The sequence below is a fragment of the Chryseobacterium sp. GM_Chr_2 genome (genome assembly GCF_026540445.1).
Taxonomy (GTDB): domain Bacteria; phylum Bacteroidota; class Bacteroidia; order Flavobacteriales; family Weeksellaceae; genus Chryseobacterium.
The window spans coordinates 89,219-107,235 of the sequence record NZ_JALNUD010000009.1; the positions used below are offsets into that span (position 1 = coordinate 89,219).

An 18,017-nucleotide genomic window follows, 5' to 3' on the forward strand; every position below is an offset into this window, starting at 1 on the left:
TCGAACTGACGCATCTAATACCAAACTTTTGCAAAATGCCCAACGGGTTACCTAACATAAAAAATTGGCTGACAAGCTAGCCCCGATCGCAGCATTTGTTTGAGCTCATTTATTTTAGTGATTCGGCTCGGCGGCTTCGCCGCCGAGCCGAATCACTAAAATAAATAGCGAGTGCGGAGAGCGGGAAATTGCTCCTAAAAAAATAGAACTTTTCAATCCATTAAAATTCATTGATCTTAAAAACAAAAAAGCGATTCAGTAGTGAATCGCTTTTTATTTATATCGTCATGGAGAAAATCCTTGTTTCAGGTTTGTTTCTCATCATCCTTAAATCAAAGACCATGGCTACGTTTCTCGTAAACGCCCTTCCTTTCTCTGTTATTTTTATCTGATGACCATTAATTTCTACCAATTCATCTTTTTCCATTTCCTGAAGCATTTCAAATGCATTTTCAAGTTCTGGGAAAGAATTTTCTATATCAAAAGTGGTTTCAAGCTGACACATTAAATTTAAAATATGTCTTCGCACCGTTAAATCTTCATGATTCAGAATATGACCTTTTACCACCGGAATTTCACCTTCTTGTACCATTTTCTGATATTCTTCCACCGTTTTTACATTCTGAGCAAAAACATACCATGAATCTGAAATCGCAGACATCCCCAAACCAACCATCAGTTGAGTGTTGCTGGAAGTATAACCCATGAAATTTCTGTGCAGTTTTTTCTGAATTAAAGATTGATACAAATCATCATGTTCCAAAGAAAAATGATCCATTCCGACCTCAATATATCCCAGATCTTCCAATAGTTTTTTACCATCTTCATACAAACGACGCTTTTCTTCACCACTCGGAAGGTCATTTTCATCAAAACCTCTTTGTCCGACTCCCTTTACCCAAGGCACGTGAGCGTAAGAATAAAATGCCAGACGATCCGGTTTCAATTCCATTGTTTTGCGGATGGTATATTCCATTGCTTCCCAGGTCTGATGCGGAAGTCCGAAAACAAGGTCGTGGCTGATTCCTCTGTAACCAATCTCTTTCGCCCATTCCGTCACTCTCTGCACATTTTCAAAAGGCTGAATTCTGTTGATCGCTTTCTGAACTTTCGGATCATAATCCTGAACTCCAAAACTTACTCTTCTGAAACCAAGATCGTACAAAGTCTGAAGATGCTCTTTTGTTGTATTGTTTGGGTGACCTTCAAAAGAAAATTCCGGATGTTCGGCAATCTCAACTGTTTCAAAAATACCTGAAAGCATTTTTTTAAGGTTTTCAGGAGAGAAAAATGTGGGTGTTCCGCCTCCTAAATGCAGTTCTTTCAACTTGGGTTTTTCATCAAAAAGCAGAAGATATAGTTGCCATTCTTTCAAAACACTCTCCAGATAAGGTGTTTCTACGCTATGCTGTTTTGTAATACGCTTGTGGCAGGCACAAAATGTACACAATGCTTCACAGAAAGGTAAGTGAATATAAATAGAAATTCCTTCTTCTGCATTACTTTCATTAAATGACCTGATCACGCTTTCTTTCCATCTTTCAGGAGAAAAACTACTTTCGTCCCAATAAGGAACGGTAGGATAAGACGTGTAACGAGGTCCCGGAATATTATATTTATCGATTAAAGAATTCATTAAAATTTTAAATTTTCTGGGAAATCCTAAAGTGAATTTCACAATGCAAAATTAACTATAACTTACCAATTTTAAATCATGAAATATATTAGGCTTTATCTATCATGTTTATTTTATAATCAATCTAAATACTTCTTCCGCAAAATTTTTGCCCAAATCGATATATCCGGCGCTATCATAATGCCAGGGATCGTTTCCGTAATTGTATTTCTTTGTAGAACGGACGATAGCCGCTTTTTTATCATTTTTAACAAATTTTTCCTGAGCATATTGCACCAACTCTCCCATTGGCCATACTTTTCCGACTTCGTTTTTCCCTGAATCTGAAATTTTTCCGATCACCACAGGCAAATCATCGGTAAGCAAAGTAGCCCTCATCTGATTCATCAACACTTTTATATGATTGTAATAACGATTTGCAATTTCTTCATTATAGCTTGCATCGCCTTCCCCCTGCATCCAAAGAATTCCGGACGGAATAATCTCATCTTTTTGGCCATTTCCATCAATATCTGTTTCAGCTAAGGCATTTTTTACGGTTTTTAAAAAGTTATCATATTGATTGATTCCATTCTTTCCATTAAAATCAGCATCCCAGCAACCAAAACCTGCGGCTGCCAAACTATCAATGGAAGTGCCTTCTCGGGCATATTTTATCAAGGCAATTTTATCATTGGGAAAAAGCTCTTTCATTCTTTTGGCAAAAGATAATTCTAACCCAAATCTATCGGAAAGCGTGTTTATTTTTCCATCAGATTTAAAACCCGTTCCGTTTCCAGGTTTTAAAACGTCCCATTTTCCGATTCCGCCATTCGTTTCTCCGTCAGGCACTGAATTTCCCTGAAAAATATAAACATCTTTAAAAGTTTTCAAATCATTCGGAAGGTCTTTATTATAGCCAAAACCATTCATATTCGATTGTCCAGCCAAAATAAAAACCCGAACTTTTTGAGTATAAAATAAAGTAGGAAGTAATAAAAGGAAGAATATTTTTAAGTTTTTCATGGGGAAAATTTAGTGAAAATTAATTTAAGGAGAATCTTTATTTCTTGAATATTAAACGAACATTCCGTCAGACCGAATAGTGCAGCGTATCGATAACTTTATAGTGAAAGGATTTTTATTTAACCATAAGCTTCTCGATACATTTTTCTCCGCTTCGCTGCGAAAAACACTCGAACTGACGGAACGCATATTTAAATTCAGACAAAAATTTAAAACTTCAATTTCAAAACAACAATTCTATCTTTTCCTGCAACCACAACTGTGTTTTCATCAACCCATTCGCATGTAAAAAGACTCTTTTCTTCGGATATTTTTGTCCAAGTCTTTCCGTAGTCGTTGGAAAATTCAATGTTTTTCGATCCAACCGCAATCATATCCTTTCCCTTACTGTTAGGTCTTATTTTTACGCAAGATTTATAACCTCCATTCTTACCGGAAGCCTGGATTTCCCAATTCTTACCTCCATTATTGGTTGTGGCAATGTTGTTTTCGTTATTTTCAGGATTCATATAATTTCCGCCTACTGCAACACCAAAATTTTCATCTGAAAAATCAATTGAAAAAATTCCGGTAGAATAGCCGGTTTCCATTCCGGTATAAAACTGCTCAATGGTATTGTCTTTTATATTTAATCTTAAAATTTTCCATGATGTAGCAATCCAAATCCAATTGTCAAAAGCACTAATATTGGTATTACTTCCCGCAAAAGCACCTTCTCCTTTTCTCAGTAGAAGTTTATCGTATAATTCAGAATTAAAGTGCTTTTTGTTGTAATCGAATTTAATAAATTTAAGTTTAAGATTACTATCAGGATCACTGTAGGTATAGAATTTTTGTTTATGAGAGATTAACGCATCATAAAAAGCAGTTTTTGCTGTATCTTTAAATATAACTTCGGATTTTAAGCTCTTTTTATCAATCTTAAAAAATTCTGCAGGACTTTCTACATTAATGGTGTAAAAGTTTTTTTTATCCTGAGCCAACGTTCGGAATTGAAGTTTTTTTTGTGAAAGTTCAATCTGTTTTTGATTACTAGGATTTTTTAAATCCACAAAACCAAATTTGGAATCTGTTCCGCTGTACCAAACCTTATTGTCATATAATTCAATAGCACGAATGCTTATTTTATCATTAAAAATAGTGGTAAAACTTTCTATTTTCTGGGAAAAGGCAAGCGTTCCCGTACAAGCCAATAAAACTAAAAGTAATTTTTTCATAGATAGCAAAAATAAAAAAACCCGCCGAAGCGGGTTGATATATTAATCATTATTCTGATATTTTTCAGGATTGTTTAGCTTACTGTGTGATTTTCCATAAATGAAATACACCAGTCCTCCAAGGAATAACCAACATGCAGAAAGCTCTAATGCGTGAGCGCTTAGGTTGAAAATCAAATATACATTAATGATTACCCCTAATGCCACTACGATTTTGTAAGCAGGCACTTTGAATGGTCTAGCAAGATCCGGCTGTTTTTTTCTCATTACCCAAACCGCGATACAAACCAATGTAAAGGCAAATAAAGTTCCGAAACTCGTCATATCCGCCAATGTAGAAATTGGTGTAAATGCTGCTATAAATGCCACCACAACTCCTAATAAAATAATTCCTTTGTAGGGCGTTCTTGTTGTTGGGTGTAGTTCTCCAAAGAATTTAGGAATCAAACCGTCTTTTGCCATTCCGATGAAAATTCTTGATTGACCCATCATCATTACCATTACTACAGAAATTAAACCTACTGTTGCAGCAATCGTTACGATATTACTAGCCCAGTGTTTTCCAGCAATTTCAAAAGCATAAGCCACAGGCGCCTTAATCGCATCAGGGAATTTACCTTCAGGATTAAAATCTGTATAATGCATCATCCCTGTTAACACAAGAGATACACAAATATATAAAGCTGTACAGATTAATAATGAAGTAATGATCGCAAAAGGAACATCTTTTTTAGGATTAATAGCTTCACCTGCCTGTGTAGAAACGGCATCGAAACCGATATAAGCAAAGAAAATAGCCGCAGCTCCTGAAATAATTCCTTTAATTCCATACGCAGAAACCATCTCTCCTTCGGAGTTTTTAATTAAAGTTTCATCAGGAATAAATGGCTTCCAGTTTTTCACGCCTTCTGCTGCAGTGTACATTTCAGGGCTTGAAAATATGATATAACCACCAGCAATCACAACAAATACAACGGCTGTAGTTTTTAACAATACAATTAAATTATTAGCTCCTGCTGCTTCTTTAGTTCCTTTTACCAATAATGCAGTAATTAAAAGAACAAGAATGAAAGCTGGTAAATTCATCGAAAAGCCATCACCTGTATAACTTGCAGGATCTGAAGTAAGATACGACGGGAGATGAACTCCAAAAATCTTGAGAAATTTGTTAAAATATCCCGACCAGCTCACGGAAACCGCCATACTGGCCATGGCATACTCTAAGATGAGACACCAACCCATTGCCCATGCAAAAATTTCTCCTACTGTTCCGTAAGCGTATGCGTAAGCAGAACCTTCTACCGGAATGATAGAGGCAAACTCCGCATAACATAACGCCGCAAAAACACAGGCAATACCTGCCACAATAAAAGAGATCGCCAATGCCGGCCCTGCGTGATAATAAGCTCCGGTACCTGTAAGTACAAAAATTCCTCCACCAATAATCGCTCCTACCCCAATTGCCGTTAAGCTCCATTTACCAAGGACTTTTTTCAGCTCGCTCTTTTTCATATCTGCCTCATAGGCACTTAGCGGCTTCTTAACCCAAATTTTAGACATGTTTTTTTATTTATTAAAGATTTACGAAAATATAAAAATTTTAGAAATCATATTGTTTATTGACAAACTTTCGTCATTTAATTTAAATACAAATGGTTAAAAATCTGATTTACACATTATTTAAATCATTTTAAAATATGCGATTTTTTGCGTATTTTTGAACCCATGAATTTATACGATCTTTTCGTAAAACCCTACGAAGACTACAATTCTCTAGAGATTTCCATGGAAGCATCTGCTGCTTTTTTCGGAATTCTGAGCGTATATTATTCAATTAAAAAAAATATCTGGGTTTACCCTACCGGGATCATTTCTACTCTACTTTATGTTTACATTCTTTTCAATTTTGGATTGCTTGGCGATTGTATGATTAATGTCTATTATACCATCATCAGCATCTATGGCTGGATCTTGTGGTCTAAAAATTCTGAGGATAATATTCATGTAGATGTAAAATGGGCAGAAAAAAAAGAATGGGTATATGGGATTTTACTTTTCATCATAAGTTTAATCTTAGTAACTGTAGTATATTATTTTAAACCATATATTGACAATCGATTTTCGATGAAAGATGTGAATCTTGGTCTTTATCATTTAGATTGGGCTAACTGGCTGGATGTAATTACCACTTCTACCTTTTTACTCGGCATGTGGCTAATGGCGAAAAGACGCATTGATAGTTGGATTTTCTGGATCATCGGAGATATTATCTGTATTCCGATGATGATTTATAAAGGTCTCGGGATCACTTCGGTTCAATATTTGGTATTTACTATAATGGCGATCTCAGGATACGTTAATTGGGAAAAAAGTTTTAAAGCAAAAAAAGTACAATAAAGTCATGAAAAATTTATTAAAAATAGCATTCAGTATTTTCACTATCGCTAGTTTATCATCTTGTATCGCGTATTCTGACGGATATGCAAACACTGGCGGATATGGTGATCCTTATTATAACGACGGATATTATTATGCACCATCCGGATATTACGGAAACGGTGGATATTGGGGTAACGATGGATATTATTACAGAAACGACGTAAATTATTATTACGACAACGGTGTACCTTATTATTACTACAATTATAATAATTCAAGAAGAAAAGTATATGTAGAAAGAAGATCTACAGGGCAGGGACAGAATACGTACCAAGGAGGTTTCGGAAATTCAAATACCAATAATAGCGGAAGAAATAATTCTGGAGGTTTCAGAAATTCTAACTCTCAGGGAAATAACAACAGCGGCGGTTTCAGAAACTCAAATTCAAACTCGAATAATAGCGGATTTAGAAACCAACAGCAAAATAACAACCAGAGACAGAACAACAGCGGATTCAGAAATCAGCAGCAAAGTACTCCACAACCACAACAGAATAACAATAGTGGTTTCAGAAATACCAGTCCGCAGCCGCAGCAGAATAATTCTAACTCAGGAGGGTTCAGAAACAGTTCGCCAACAACACAGCAGAACAGCTCTTCTTCCTCATCAGGAACAGGTGGTTTCAGAAGATAATATAATCATTCTAAATAAGAAAACGAGCAGCTAACACTGTTCGTTTTTGTTTTTATTTAGTAATTTTGTAAGTTAATTTTTTAGTCAAATTAGAGAAAAAAATATATGGAATTTTATAAATATCAAGGTACAGGAAACGATTTTGTAATGATAGATAATCGTTCCGGAGAATGGAATGACCTATCCATCGAAAATATTCAAAAACTTTGCGACCGACGTTTCGGAATTGGCGCAGACGGGCTTATTAAAATCAATCATGCAGAAGGTTATGATTTTGAGGTTGATTATTATAATTCTGACGGTTCTAAAAGTTTCTGCGGAAACGGAGCGCGTTGTTCAGTGGCTTTCGCTTTTTTCTTAGATATTTTTGAAGGTAAATGTAAGTTTATCGCCATCGACGGTGAACACGATGCAGAAATACACAACGGAATCATTAAACTTAAAATGGGTGACGTAAATGCTATTTTAAATGATGGTGAAGATAAAGTAATGGATACAGGCTCGCCGCATTATGTAAAATATGTTGAAGATATCGTAAACTACAACGTTTTTGCACACGGAAACGGCATTAGAAATTCTGAAAATTATAAAGAAAAAGGCATCAACGTGAATTTTGTTGAAAAAATTTCTGATGAAGAGATTTTCGTAAGAACCTATGAACGAGGCGTTGAAAACGAAACTTACAGCTGCGGAACGGGAGTTACGGCTTCAGCTTTAACTTTTCTACAAAATAACAATCTAATCTCTGTAAAAGTTAAAACGCTGGGTGGAAACTTAAAAGTTTATGCAGAAAAAAATGGAGACAACTTCCAGAATATTTGGCTTGAAGGTCCGGCGAAGCAAGTTTTTAGAGGAAAGGTAGACCTTTTGTAAAAATTTAGTAAACTTTTAATCAACATTTATGAAAAAAGCAATTCTCATCATCATTCTACTCGTTTTTGTAGTAGGAGGATTTTTTGGTTTGAGATTTTATAATAAATATTACGGCAACAACGTAGAAAATGACGGCTATGTTTTGATTCCGCATCAAGCGAATTTTAAACAAATTTTAGACTCTGTCGGAAAATATGTGAAAGATAAAGAATCTTTCGAAACTGTTGCTAAAATGAAAGATCTTGAACAGAATTTCAAACCGGGGCGTTATCATTTTCAGAAAGGGTTGGGAAATACCAATTTGGTGAATATGATTAAAGCCGGAAACCAAAGCGAGAATAGCTTTAGAATTGGTGATTTTGGAGACATTTACCAGATGGTTGGTAAAGTCACTAAAAAAACAGAGCTGGATTCTTTAAAATTTGTGGATAATCTGAACAGTATCGCTGCTGAAAAAGGATATAAAAACGCTGAAGATCTTAAAAAATATTTCTTCATCGATACGTATAACTTTTTCTGGACGGTAACACCTAAAGAGTTTTTCAAAAAATTCGAAGATCAGTATAATGATTTTTGGAATAGCGAAAGAAAGGCTAAAGAGCAGCAATCGGGATTAACGAGAGATCAAATCTACGCGTTGGCCTCTATTGTTTATAAAGAATCGGGAGGGAAAAAAGATGAAATGAGAACCATTGCAGGATTGTATCTGAACCGTTACAGAAAAGGAATGAAACTTCAATCTGACCCAACGGTAATTTATGCCATCAATCAGCAAACCAACTTTAAAGAATCTATAAAAAGGGTTTTTTATAAGCATTTGTCTACTCCATCGCCTTACAATACGTATGCAAACAAAGGAATTCCTCCGGGACCGATTTGTATCGTTGATAAAAACTCTGTAGATGCTGTGTTGAACGCGGAAAGCAATAATTACATCTTTATGTGTGCTGATCCTGCAAGATTCGGTTATCACAAATTTACGGCAAGTGCTGAACAACATGCGATTAATGCAAAAGCGTATCAGGACTGGCTGAATTCAAAGAATATCAAATAGAAGAAAAATTTAACTTTAATTTAACAATATAATAATTAACATTTAGCCTTAACAAGCGACATATACATTACAAATACATAAACTATCGTAATATTTTGAAATTTAAACCTTTATTAAATTCACAATATTAGGAATAATACTTTCACGATTTTACACAAAAACAAATCTATGAATCAGACGGAAATTATTAACCTTTTCACAAAGAAAACTCTAGGGCTTACCTTTGTACTATCGGCGGCGGCATTTGCTTTTGGTCAGGAGAAAGTAGGCGTATCGGGATCGGTTGTCAATAAAAGCAATCAGCCTGTGCCTTACGCATCTGTGACGTTCAGTAATAAGGAAAACAAACTCTTCAGCGACGCAACGCTTACTGACGAAAAGGGACAATATAAACTAGACCTTGCACCGGGCAATTATGACATTACAGTAGAGGCTATCGATTACAAGAAAAGCCTTACCAACAAGCAAATTACGGCTGCAGGAAACATCGGAGCTCTATCTATTGAGCCTGAAGCAAGCGCTACCAATGTAAAAACTCAGGATATCCAGGGAGTTACCATTACAGTTCAGGCAACAAAGCCTTATAAAGTAGAGCTTGATAAAAAAACATACGATCCGTCTCAAGATATTGTAAGTAAAGGAGGAAATCTTCAGGATGTTTTAACGAACGTTCCATCGGTTTCTGTGGACACAGATGGTACTGTTTCCATGAGAGGAAGTACTAATGTAAAATTCTTAATTAATGGTAAACCTTCGGCATTACTAGGAATTGATGATGGCGCGAATGCATTACAAAGTATTCCTGCTGACCAGATAGAAAGGATTGAAGTAATTACCAACCCTTCTTCAAAATTTGAAGCTTCGGGAACTTCCGGTATTTTAAATATCATTTTAAAGAAGAATAAAAAAGTAGGTTTCAACGGAAGTGTGGTCGGAACATTAGGATATTTTCCTAGAACAGCTCTTAATGCTAACTTAAGTTGGAGAAAAGATAAATGGACGTGGTTCTTAAATGGTGGCGGTGGCTATTCTGAAAATAGAAATAAAAACGACACTGAGACTACTTACAACAACATCGATCTTAGCACCCCAAAAGATCTAACGAAGCAACCAAACGATATTCAACAATATCAGCTTCAAAATTCACGAAATAAAAGCTATAACAACAACTATAATGCGAGTGCAGGTTTTACCTATGATATTTCAGATAAAACTTCATTAAATCTATCAGGAGTCGTAAGAACTTTCGAAAGTGATAATAATGAGTCTCTAAAAACTTATAATGAGTTTTACAGATATAGCTTGAATGTTCCTCAACAGTGGAATTTCATGCAATCTAATGTTGAAAGAAATTCTGTAGGAAGAAATAATAACTTGGCATTCCAGGGAGATATTGGTTTAGATCATAAATTTGATGATAAAGGGCAGAATTTATCCTTATCATTAAGCTTACAGAGAAACAGAAGCAATAATGACTCAAATATTCTTGAAACTGAAAATGCAATCCCGGTTTTAGAAGACATTACAAGAAGAAATTCAATCAACAAAACATTGGTAGGAAAAGCAGATTATGAACTTCCTATTGGTGAAAAATCTAAAATTGAAGCGGGTTACAGAATAGATGTAAACAGCAATGAATACAACAATACAGTAACAAGTTCTGCAACAAATCCTCTTATTGCTAATTATAACAATAATACCGATTACAGAGAAATTTTCAATGCTGCTTACGTTCAGTTCAAAAGTAAAGTTGGAAACTTCGGATATCAGGTTGGTTTAAGAGATGAACATTCTAATGTGAGAATTAATTACATCAATCAAAATCCTTCTTCTCCGCCTATTGATAAAACTAAGAATTACAACAATTTATTTCCTAGTGTTTTCTTAAGCTATGATGTTTCTAAGGATAATCAGATCTTAGTTAATTACTCTCGTAGAATTGACAGACCTAGATCGTTCTTTATGGTTCCTTTCCCAAACTACACGAACAGTCAGAATATTTTCGAAGGAAACATTGATTTAAATCCATCATACGTAGATTCTTATGAAGTAGGTTATAATATTTCAAGAAAAAGATTTACCGTTAATCCTACTCTTTACTATAGACATGCTACGGACGATACCAAAATGCTTGTTTATAGACCAGATGAGAGTGCAAGTGTTTTCTACACAAAACCTATTAACTTAGGAAATGATGATCGTTATGGTTTAGATTTAAACTTTACTTATGATCCGTTCGCTTGGTTAAAAATCATGGGTAGTGTAGATTTATTCGGATATAAAACAACCGGAATTGCCTACTATGAAACGAAGGATAGTGAAGGAAACGAAAAAATCGGTTCTATGGATTTCACAGGAGATGGTTTCTCTACAAGAGCACGTTTGAATACTACATTTAAACTTGATAAAACTTTCAGCGTTCAGTTGCAAGGATTCTACAGAGGAGCACAGAAATCTGCCAACCAAAATACGCAGGATATGTATGCTTTAAATTTAGGAGCATCCAAAACAATCTGGAAAGGTGACGGAACCATAGCTTTCAACATTCAGGATATTTTCAATACAAGAAGCAGAGAAGTATACAGCTTTAATAGCGATTACACCCGTAGAAATTATATGCAATGGCAACCAAGACAGTTCTCAATATCTCTTACTTACAGATTTAAGCAAGGAGAAAAAATTGATCAACCTAAAAGGAAAAAAGACATCAACTCCAATGAAGCTGGAGACGATCAGCAAGGAGGTCCAATGTAATAAAGCAAAAATCCCGAAACAGATGTTTCGGGATTTTTTTGTTTTAAAATAAAGAAATTATTTAATTGTTTCAGACTGAGTAATTTTTCTGCTTTCTGCTTCAAAAATTCTCCTTCTCAGGTCGCTTGAAGAAAACCTGTGATCTCTTTTATTATAATAGATCTCAATTCCTTTTTCTTCACAATATTTTTTACCTGTAAAATCTCTGTCAAGATAATCGTCTCCGATGATTCTTACATCAATCACAAAAGACTTCAAGATATCCTCTAAATCTTCTTCCGTATAATAAGGAATGATTTCGTCTACCGCATTTACCGCTTTCAACTGAATATATCTTTCAACGATAGTCTGAGTCGGTTTATTTTTCGTAGGACGGTCGTGAGAGGGATCAATCTGAAGACCTACAATTAGATAATCGCAAATTGTTTTTGCTTCTTCCAACATCTTAATATGCCCTGCGTGTAATAAATCGAACGAGGAAAACGTAATGCCTATTCTTTCTGTTTTCATATAAGTATTTTTAAAATTTCGCCGTCATGAATGTTCTTTTAAATGGATAAAAGACCGGCGATTCTGGGAAAATATTTTTTAATTCTTGTTTATAATCTTCTTTAAATTTCTCTTTCAGATTTTCATCTGATAAATTTTCAATATAAGGAATCATTGCAGTACCCGAAGCCCAATTATAGATAGCTTCCGCATCTTCCATCACATGAGGAAATACCTTTTCGAACACAACAATATCGTTTCCTTTATTTTCGTACAAAATCTTTGCATAATCTTCAATCTTTAAAACAGTATATTCTCGTGTCCAAGAATGATATGCTGTTTTATAAGGCTCGGTTTCTGCTACTTTTCTAAGCAGTTGATGAACAATAAATTCATGATTAGAAGGTATCTGAACAGCTAATTGTCCGCCCTTATTAATCTTACTTATAATTCTTGGAAATAATTCTTTATGATTACTACACCATTGAATTGCTGCATTAGAAATAATTAAATCAAAGGTATCATTTAAATTTAATTGTTCCTCAATATTTCGTTGAATAAAGCTTAAACGATTAGTTTCAAAATGCTTGGCTTTTTTCAGCATTTCAGCAGAGGAATCAATACCTAAAACTTTAGAATCCCTTAAATGATCCAGTAATTTTGAAGTCAGTTCTCCCGTTCCGCAACCTAAATCAATAACAGACATATTATCTTTTAGATCATCAACAAGATTCAGCAAATCAAAAAACGGAGCTGAACGCTCATCTTTAAATTGATCATAAACTTCCGGATTCCAAGCCATAATTTTATTTTATGAATTTCTGGATTTTAAATATTTCTGCCACTCCCAAGTAGTTCTCAAAGCATCTTCCAAGCTTGTTTCAGATTTCCATCCAAGCTCTTTTTCTGCTTTGTCTGCATTCGCATAAGCTACGGTAATATCACCTTCCCTTCTCGGACAAATCTGATAAGGAACTTCAACATTATTCGCCACTTCAAAAGCTTTTACAACCTCTAAAACAGAAGACCCCTTCCCTGTTCCCAAGTTATAAATATCAACGGTTGTTTCATTTGATTGATTTTCAATTAATTTTTTTAAAGCTGCAACGTGAGCTTTAGCCAAATCAACCACATAAATATAATCACGAACAGCCGTTCCGTCAACCGTTGGGTAATCATCTCCCCAAATGCTCAGCTTTTCTCTGATGCCCGCAGCCGTTTGGGTAACGTAAGGTACTAAATTATTTGGAATTCCAATCGGTAATTCGCCTAATTTTGCCGACGGATGCGCCCCAATAGGATTGAAATATCTTAATAACGAAATTTTACGTTGATATGCTTTCGCAAAATCAATTAAAATCTCTTCACCCATCTGTTTGGTCTTTCCGTAAACACTTTCCGGCATTTTTAACGGTGTATTTTCATCAATTGGCATTGTATCTGCCTGCCCGTAAACTGTACATGATGAACTGAAAATAAAATTCGAAATTCCTCTTTCTTTAAATTCCTGAAGAATATTGATTAATGAAAATAAATTATTCTCATAATAATCAACAGGCTTCACTTGGCTTTCACCAACTGCTTTTGACGCTGCAAAATTAATACAGCCTTCAATTTCATAAGCATCAAAAACCTGAGTCAGTAAATCTCTTCTCTTTAAATCAAAAGGATAAAAAGCAGGCTTCTTACCTGCAACTTCCTCAATATTTTTTAAGATGAATTTTTCTGAATTTGATAAATCATCAACAATAACAACGTCAAAATTGTTATTCAAAAGTTCTACAACGGTGTGAGAACCAATATATCCAAGCCCTCCTGTGACTAATATTGCCATGTTTTAATTATTATTTTTTTAATCATTATGTGTTCCTATTGAATCTATTTCATTTTTAGACGGAGAATGCTTAAAGTAATTTATTAATAATCCGGAACCTATAAGCAAAGCTATAAATATTAAAAAAGAATATAAATAACGATCCATACCTTCTTTATAGTTATTAAAAAAGCTTATTGACCATAAAATACATATTAAGCTAATCGAAATATTTAAACATAAAAACATTCTTTTAGCCTCCTTAAAAATATTTATGAATGTTATTATTAATAATATAAATGTTAAAAAAATTAGAAGGTAAATTGGAATTTGAAGCATTCTATATTGCTCAACTATACCATAATTTTTAAATAATATATTAATGATAGCTGCACTATAATAAATCAGCCAACCTAAAACAAAAATAATTGTAAAAAAGTAAGCAAATTTATTTTTTAATATTCTCTCGTCATGAAGCATAGCTTATCCCATAAACTCCAGTACAGCATCCGTAATATACTTCAACTGCTCTTCATCAAGCTCAGTATGCATCGGAAGAGAAATTACCTCATCCAAAAGCTTATCTGTATTTACAAAATCGGCATCATTACTTTCCTGATAATATGCTTTTTGTTTTCTTAAAGCTACCGGATAATAAATCATTGCCGGAATATCTTTTTCAGCTAAAAATTTCTGCAAATCATTACGCTTTCCATTCAAAATTCTTAAAGTATATTGGTGGAAAACGTGCGTTGAGTTTTCGTCTCTTTTCGGAGTTAAAATATCTTTATGATTTGCAAAAGCTTCATCATAAAAATCAGCAGCTTTTCCTCTTGATTCGTTATACGTATCCAAATGAGGAAGTTTCTTTCTTAAAACTGCCGCCTGAACGCTGTCTAAACGAGAATTCACACCAACTTCATCATGATAATATCTTTCGTACATTCCGTGGTTTACAATTCCTCTCAAACGGTGAGCAAGTTCATCATTATTGGTGAAAATAGCACCACCATCACCATAGCAGCCTAAGTTTTTAGACGGAAAAAAAGAAGTGGTACCAACTGTAGACATGGTTCCTGATTTTTTTACTGTTCCGTCCGGGAAAGTATAATCTGCACCAATAGCCTGTGCATTATCTTCAATAACGAATAAATTATTTTCTTCTGCAATTTTTAAAATTTCCTCCATATTGGCGCATTGCCCGAAAATATGAACAGGAATAATTGCTTTTGTTTTTGGAGTAATTGCTTTTTTAATCGCTTCAGTAGAAATCGTAAATGTATCATAATCAACATCCACCAAAACAGACTTAAGTTTCAATAAATGAATAACTTCAACTGTTGCAGCAAATGTAAAATCTGCAGTGATTACCTCATCACCTTCCTGCAGATCCAAAGCCATCAAAGCAATTTGAAGAGCATCGGTACCGTTTGCGCAAGGAATAACGTGCTTTACGTCTAAATAAGACTCCAATTCATTCTGGAAGGACTTTACTTCAGGGCCGTTAATAAAAGCCGCCGAATCCATTACATTTAAAACTGCATTATCTACATCATTCTTTATTTTGTAATACTGACTTTGTAAGTCAACCATCTGAATTTTTTTCATAAATAAATATTTGTGTAAAAATAGGGAATTTAAAATCCTTTTAAAAATTTTATTGATTTTGTTTTATCTTTATACAAAAGAAAAATATGAAAAAACTTTTACTCTTTTGTCTTTTAGCGGGTTATTCCACTTCTTTTGCGCAAACACAGCTGGTTTTTGTTTATTTTAATGATAAACCAAACAAGGCTGCGTTCTATGCCAACCCGCTTTCTGAGCTGTCTCAAAAATCCCTCAACAGACGTTCAACATTAGGAATTTCATTGAATGATCAGGATGCTCCGATTGAACAATCATACATTCAAAATATTCAGAATCTAGGTTTTACCGTAACGGATTATTCAAAATGGCTAAATGGAGTCGCTGTGAATGCAACCACTGCTCAAATTACCACACTTCAATCTCAGCCTTATGTTCAGAGTGTTGAAAGTTTTGCCAAAAATTCTAATGGAGGAACCAAAATTGCACATCAAAATAAATGGCAAGAAACCTCAGCTACCAATAAAACCCAAACCCTTTTTGATTATGGAAATGGTTCGGCACAAATTGATCAGATTAATTTAAGACCGTTACATCTGGCAGGTTATACAGGAACTGGCGTTACCATTGCAGTGATTGATGCCGGATTCCCAACTGTAGATACAGGTTCGGCGTTTTCAAGAATCAGAAATAATAATCAGATCAAAGGCGGTTATGATTTCGTAGCTAAATCTTCCAATATCTACAATCCCACATTGCTTGACCATGGAACCGTTGTTTTAGGAGCAATTGGCGGTTATCTTGAAAATACTTTCGTAGGTTCTGCGCCCGATGCCGATTTTTATTTGTACCGAAGCGAAAATGCTACTGTTGAAGTTCCAGAAGAAGAGCTGTATTGGATTGAAGCTGCGGAAGAAGCCGACCGGAAAGGGGTTGATTTAATAACAACTTCGTTGGGTTACTCTACTTTTGATGATTCGAGGTATAATTATACCTATTCTGATATGAATGGTACAAAATCATTTATCGCAAGAGCATCAGAAATTGCAGTTAACAAGGGAATTTTTGTGCTTATTGCCGCAGGAAATTCGGGGGCTCAGCCGTGGCATTATATTACAACTCCGGCAGATAATACAAAAGTTTTTTCCATCGGTTCTGTAGATTCCAGCGGAAATCCTTCTAATTTTTCTTCTTTCGGACCAAATTCTTTAGGCATAATTAAACCCAACGGAAGCGTTCGAGGAAGTGCGGCGGCTACGGTAAATAATAATTCTCAGGTGTCAGTAAGCGGAACTTCCATCGCCACACCTATTGCTGCAGGTGGCGTTGCCTGTCTTCTTCAGGCTTTTTCTTCTATGAACAGAGATCAGATGAGAGCCAGATTACAGCAAACCGCTTCTCTTTATCCAAACCACACCAATCAGATGGGCTACGGAATTCTTAATTTTGGAAATTTTTATAATGGTGTTTTAAATACTTCAGAATTAGTTAAAAAAGAAAAATTAAGCATTTTTCCGAATCCTGTTAAAAATATTTTAAATATCGCTTCCGAAAATGATATTATTTCCCTTGAAATTTATGATAATCTTGGAAGGTTTATTCTGAAAAGTAAAGATGAAAAATCTGTTAAGGTAGATTATTTCCAAAATGGAGTCTATTATTTGAAAGTTCAGACCAAAGATAAAATGTATTATGAAAAATTTATCAAGGAATAAATTGAAAAACCTCTCGGATTGAGAGGTTTTCTTATTTTAAAAATATTTTTAAAACTCTAAATTATCAAAATCTTTAATTTCTGATAACATAATGGGCTTCTGAGCTTGAATTTTGCTCCATGTTTCTTCAAAAACTTCTTCTCCACTTTCAGCATTTGGATCTGTATTCACTTTATCCTGCTTTTTTCCCGTTAAAAAATTAATACTTGTTTCATTATTCACCACAGGTCCGTTATTATCACTTGCGTCATAACCTATCAACTGAAAATCTGAACCTTTTAATCTAAAAGTATATTTCCAGAAACCATATCTTCCGTGCGCATAATGAACAAATAAATTTCCTTTTTCCACATATACCATCAATTCTGGAGCATAGTAGGCACCACCCTCTTCATTTTCCGATGAAAAGCATTTGTCATTTTCAGTAACCGACTGATAATCTCCATTTTTAGTTTTCAAAAGAACGATAATTCCTCTGCGGTTTCTATCTAATTTTCCACGATATTCATCTTGAATAATTTCGCTTTTTTCTGTTCCTTTGATGATTAAAATACAGTCTTCAAGTCCGTCATTATTGAGATCACCGTTCACTTTTTCAAAAAGAACAAAGCCTTTCGGAATAAAACTATTGGGCTCCTTATTTGTTTTTACTGTTTCAACATGATCTTCTATTACCTTCTCTAAAGACAAAGCTTCGTTTTTTGCCGAAGAAGGCAGTTTATTTTCCTTTGAATCTTTACAGGCAACTGATAAAAATAATCCAGCCGCCACAAATGGTAAATACAGTAAGTTTCTCATATATAA

Annotated in this window: 16 protein-coding genes; 6 read left to right on the forward strand and 10 right to left on the reverse strand. The window is 34.6% G+C overall.

Annotated elements, in window-relative coordinates; genetic code table 11:
* Positions 1-277: 277 nt before the first annotated feature.
* From hemN to OXQ85_RS14375, 4 genes are all read right to left on the reverse strand, one after another.
* A complete protein-coding gene (gene hemN, locus OXQ85_RS14360) occupies positions 278-1,636 on the reverse strand; it encodes an oxygen-independent coproporphyrinogen III oxidase (RefSeq protein WP_267405368.1) in 1,359 nt (452 codons plus the stop codon).
* Positions 1,637-1,744: 108 nt separating this feature from the next.
* On the reverse strand, positions 1,745-2,641 hold the full coding sequence (locus OXQ85_RS14365) for a sialate O-acetylesterase (RefSeq protein ID WP_267405369.1): 897 nt from the start codon (positions 2,639-2,641) through the stop codon (positions 1,745-1,747).
* Positions 2,642-2,850: 209 nt separating this feature from the next.
* A complete protein-coding gene (locus OXQ85_RS14370) occupies positions 2,851-3,858 on the reverse strand; it encodes a glycosyl hydrolase (protein ID WP_267405370.1) in 1,008 nt (335 codons plus the stop codon).
* A 42-nt stretch (positions 3,859-3,900) separates the two neighbouring features.
* On the reverse strand, positions 3,901-5,418 hold the full coding sequence (locus OXQ85_RS14375; protein ID WP_267405371.1) for an amino acid permease: 1,518 nt from the start codon (positions 5,416-5,418) through the stop codon (positions 3,901-3,903).
* A 165-nt stretch (positions 5,419-5,583) separates the two neighbouring features.
* On the opposite strand from OXQ85_RS14375, the gene pnuC reads away from it, so the two are divergent.
* From pnuC to OXQ85_RS14400, 5 genes are all read left to right on the forward strand, one after another.
* A complete protein-coding gene (gene pnuC / locus OXQ85_RS14380; protein WP_267405372.1) occupies positions 5,584-6,255 on the forward strand; it encodes a nicotinamide riboside transporter PnuC in 672 nt (223 codons plus the stop codon).
* A gap of 4 nt (positions 6,256-6,259) precedes the next feature.
* Positions 6,260-6,931 (forward strand): hypothetical protein, encoded by a 672-nt coding sequence (locus tag OXQ85_RS14385; protein WP_267405373.1) that lies wholly within the window; start codon positions 6,260-6,262, stop codon positions 6,929-6,931.
* A gap of 105 nt (positions 6,932-7,036) precedes the next feature.
* Positions 7,037-7,804: a diaminopimelate epimerase gene (gene dapF / locus OXQ85_RS14390; protein ID WP_267405374.1), complete on the forward strand. Its 768-nt coding sequence runs from the start codon at positions 7,037-7,039 to the stop codon at positions 7,802-7,804.
* 28 nt (positions 7,805-7,832) lie between these two features.
* Entirely contained in the window at positions 7,833-8,858 is a 1,026-nt protein-coding gene (mltG, locus tag OXQ85_RS14395; protein WP_267405375.1) for an endolytic transglycosylase MltG, read from the forward strand.
* Positions 8,859-9,026: 168 nt separating this feature from the next.
* Positions 9,027-11,612, forward strand: a complete 2,586-nt coding sequence (locus OXQ85_RS14400) for a TonB-dependent receptor (RefSeq protein WP_267405376.1) — start codon at positions 9,027-9,029, stop codon at positions 11,610-11,612.
* Positions 11,613-11,669: 57 nt separating this feature from the next.
* Here the strand turns inward: OXQ85_RS14400 and OXQ85_RS14405 are convergent, their stop codons facing one another.
* The 5 genes from OXQ85_RS14405 to OXQ85_RS14425 are packed head-to-tail and all read right to left on the reverse strand — an operon-like array spanning position 11,670 to position 15,522.
* A complete protein-coding gene (locus OXQ85_RS14405) occupies positions 11,670-12,122 on the reverse strand; it encodes an adenylyltransferase/cytidyltransferase family protein (RefSeq protein WP_267405377.1) in 453 nt (150 codons plus the stop codon).
* Positions 12,123-12,132: 10 nt separating this feature from the next.
* Positions 12,133-12,903 carry a methyltransferase domain-containing protein gene (locus OXQ85_RS14410; RefSeq protein WP_267405378.1) on the reverse strand — a complete coding sequence of 257 codons (771 nt, stop codon included), beginning with the start codon at positions 12,901-12,903 and terminating at the stop codon, positions 12,133-12,135.
* 9 nt (positions 12,904-12,912) lie between these two features.
* The gene (gene galE / locus OXQ85_RS14415) at positions 12,913-13,935 is read right to left on the reverse strand and encodes a UDP-glucose 4-epimerase GalE (protein WP_267405379.1); all 1,023 of its coding nucleotides are present in this window, start codon (positions 13,933-13,935) and stop codon (positions 12,913-12,915) included.
* An 18-nt stretch (positions 13,936-13,953) separates the two neighbouring features.
* Positions 13,954-14,394, reverse strand: coding sequence for a hypothetical protein (locus tag OXQ85_RS14420; protein WP_267405380.1), 441 nt, complete (start codon positions 14,392-14,394; stop codon positions 13,954-13,956).
* A gap of 3 nt (positions 14,395-14,397) precedes the next feature.
* Positions 14,398-15,522 (reverse strand): DegT/DnrJ/EryC1/StrS family aminotransferase, encoded by a 1,125-nt coding sequence (locus tag OXQ85_RS14425; RefSeq protein WP_267405381.1) that lies wholly within the window; start codon positions 15,520-15,522, stop codon positions 14,398-14,400.
* Positions 15,523-15,608: 86 nt separating this feature from the next.
* On the opposite strand from OXQ85_RS14425, the gene OXQ85_RS14430 reads away from it, so the two are divergent.
* Positions 15,609-17,213, forward strand: coding sequence for a S8 family peptidase (locus tag OXQ85_RS14430; RefSeq protein WP_267405382.1), 1,605 nt, complete (start codon positions 15,609-15,611; stop codon positions 17,211-17,213).
* A gap of 48 nt (positions 17,214-17,261) precedes the next feature.
* Here OXQ85_RS14430 and OXQ85_RS14435 read toward each other — a convergent pair whose 3' ends face one another.
* A complete protein-coding gene (locus OXQ85_RS14435) occupies positions 17,262-18,011 on the reverse strand; it encodes a hypothetical protein (RefSeq protein WP_267405383.1) in 750 nt (249 codons plus the stop codon).
* Positions 18,012-18,017 lie beyond the last annotated feature (6 nt).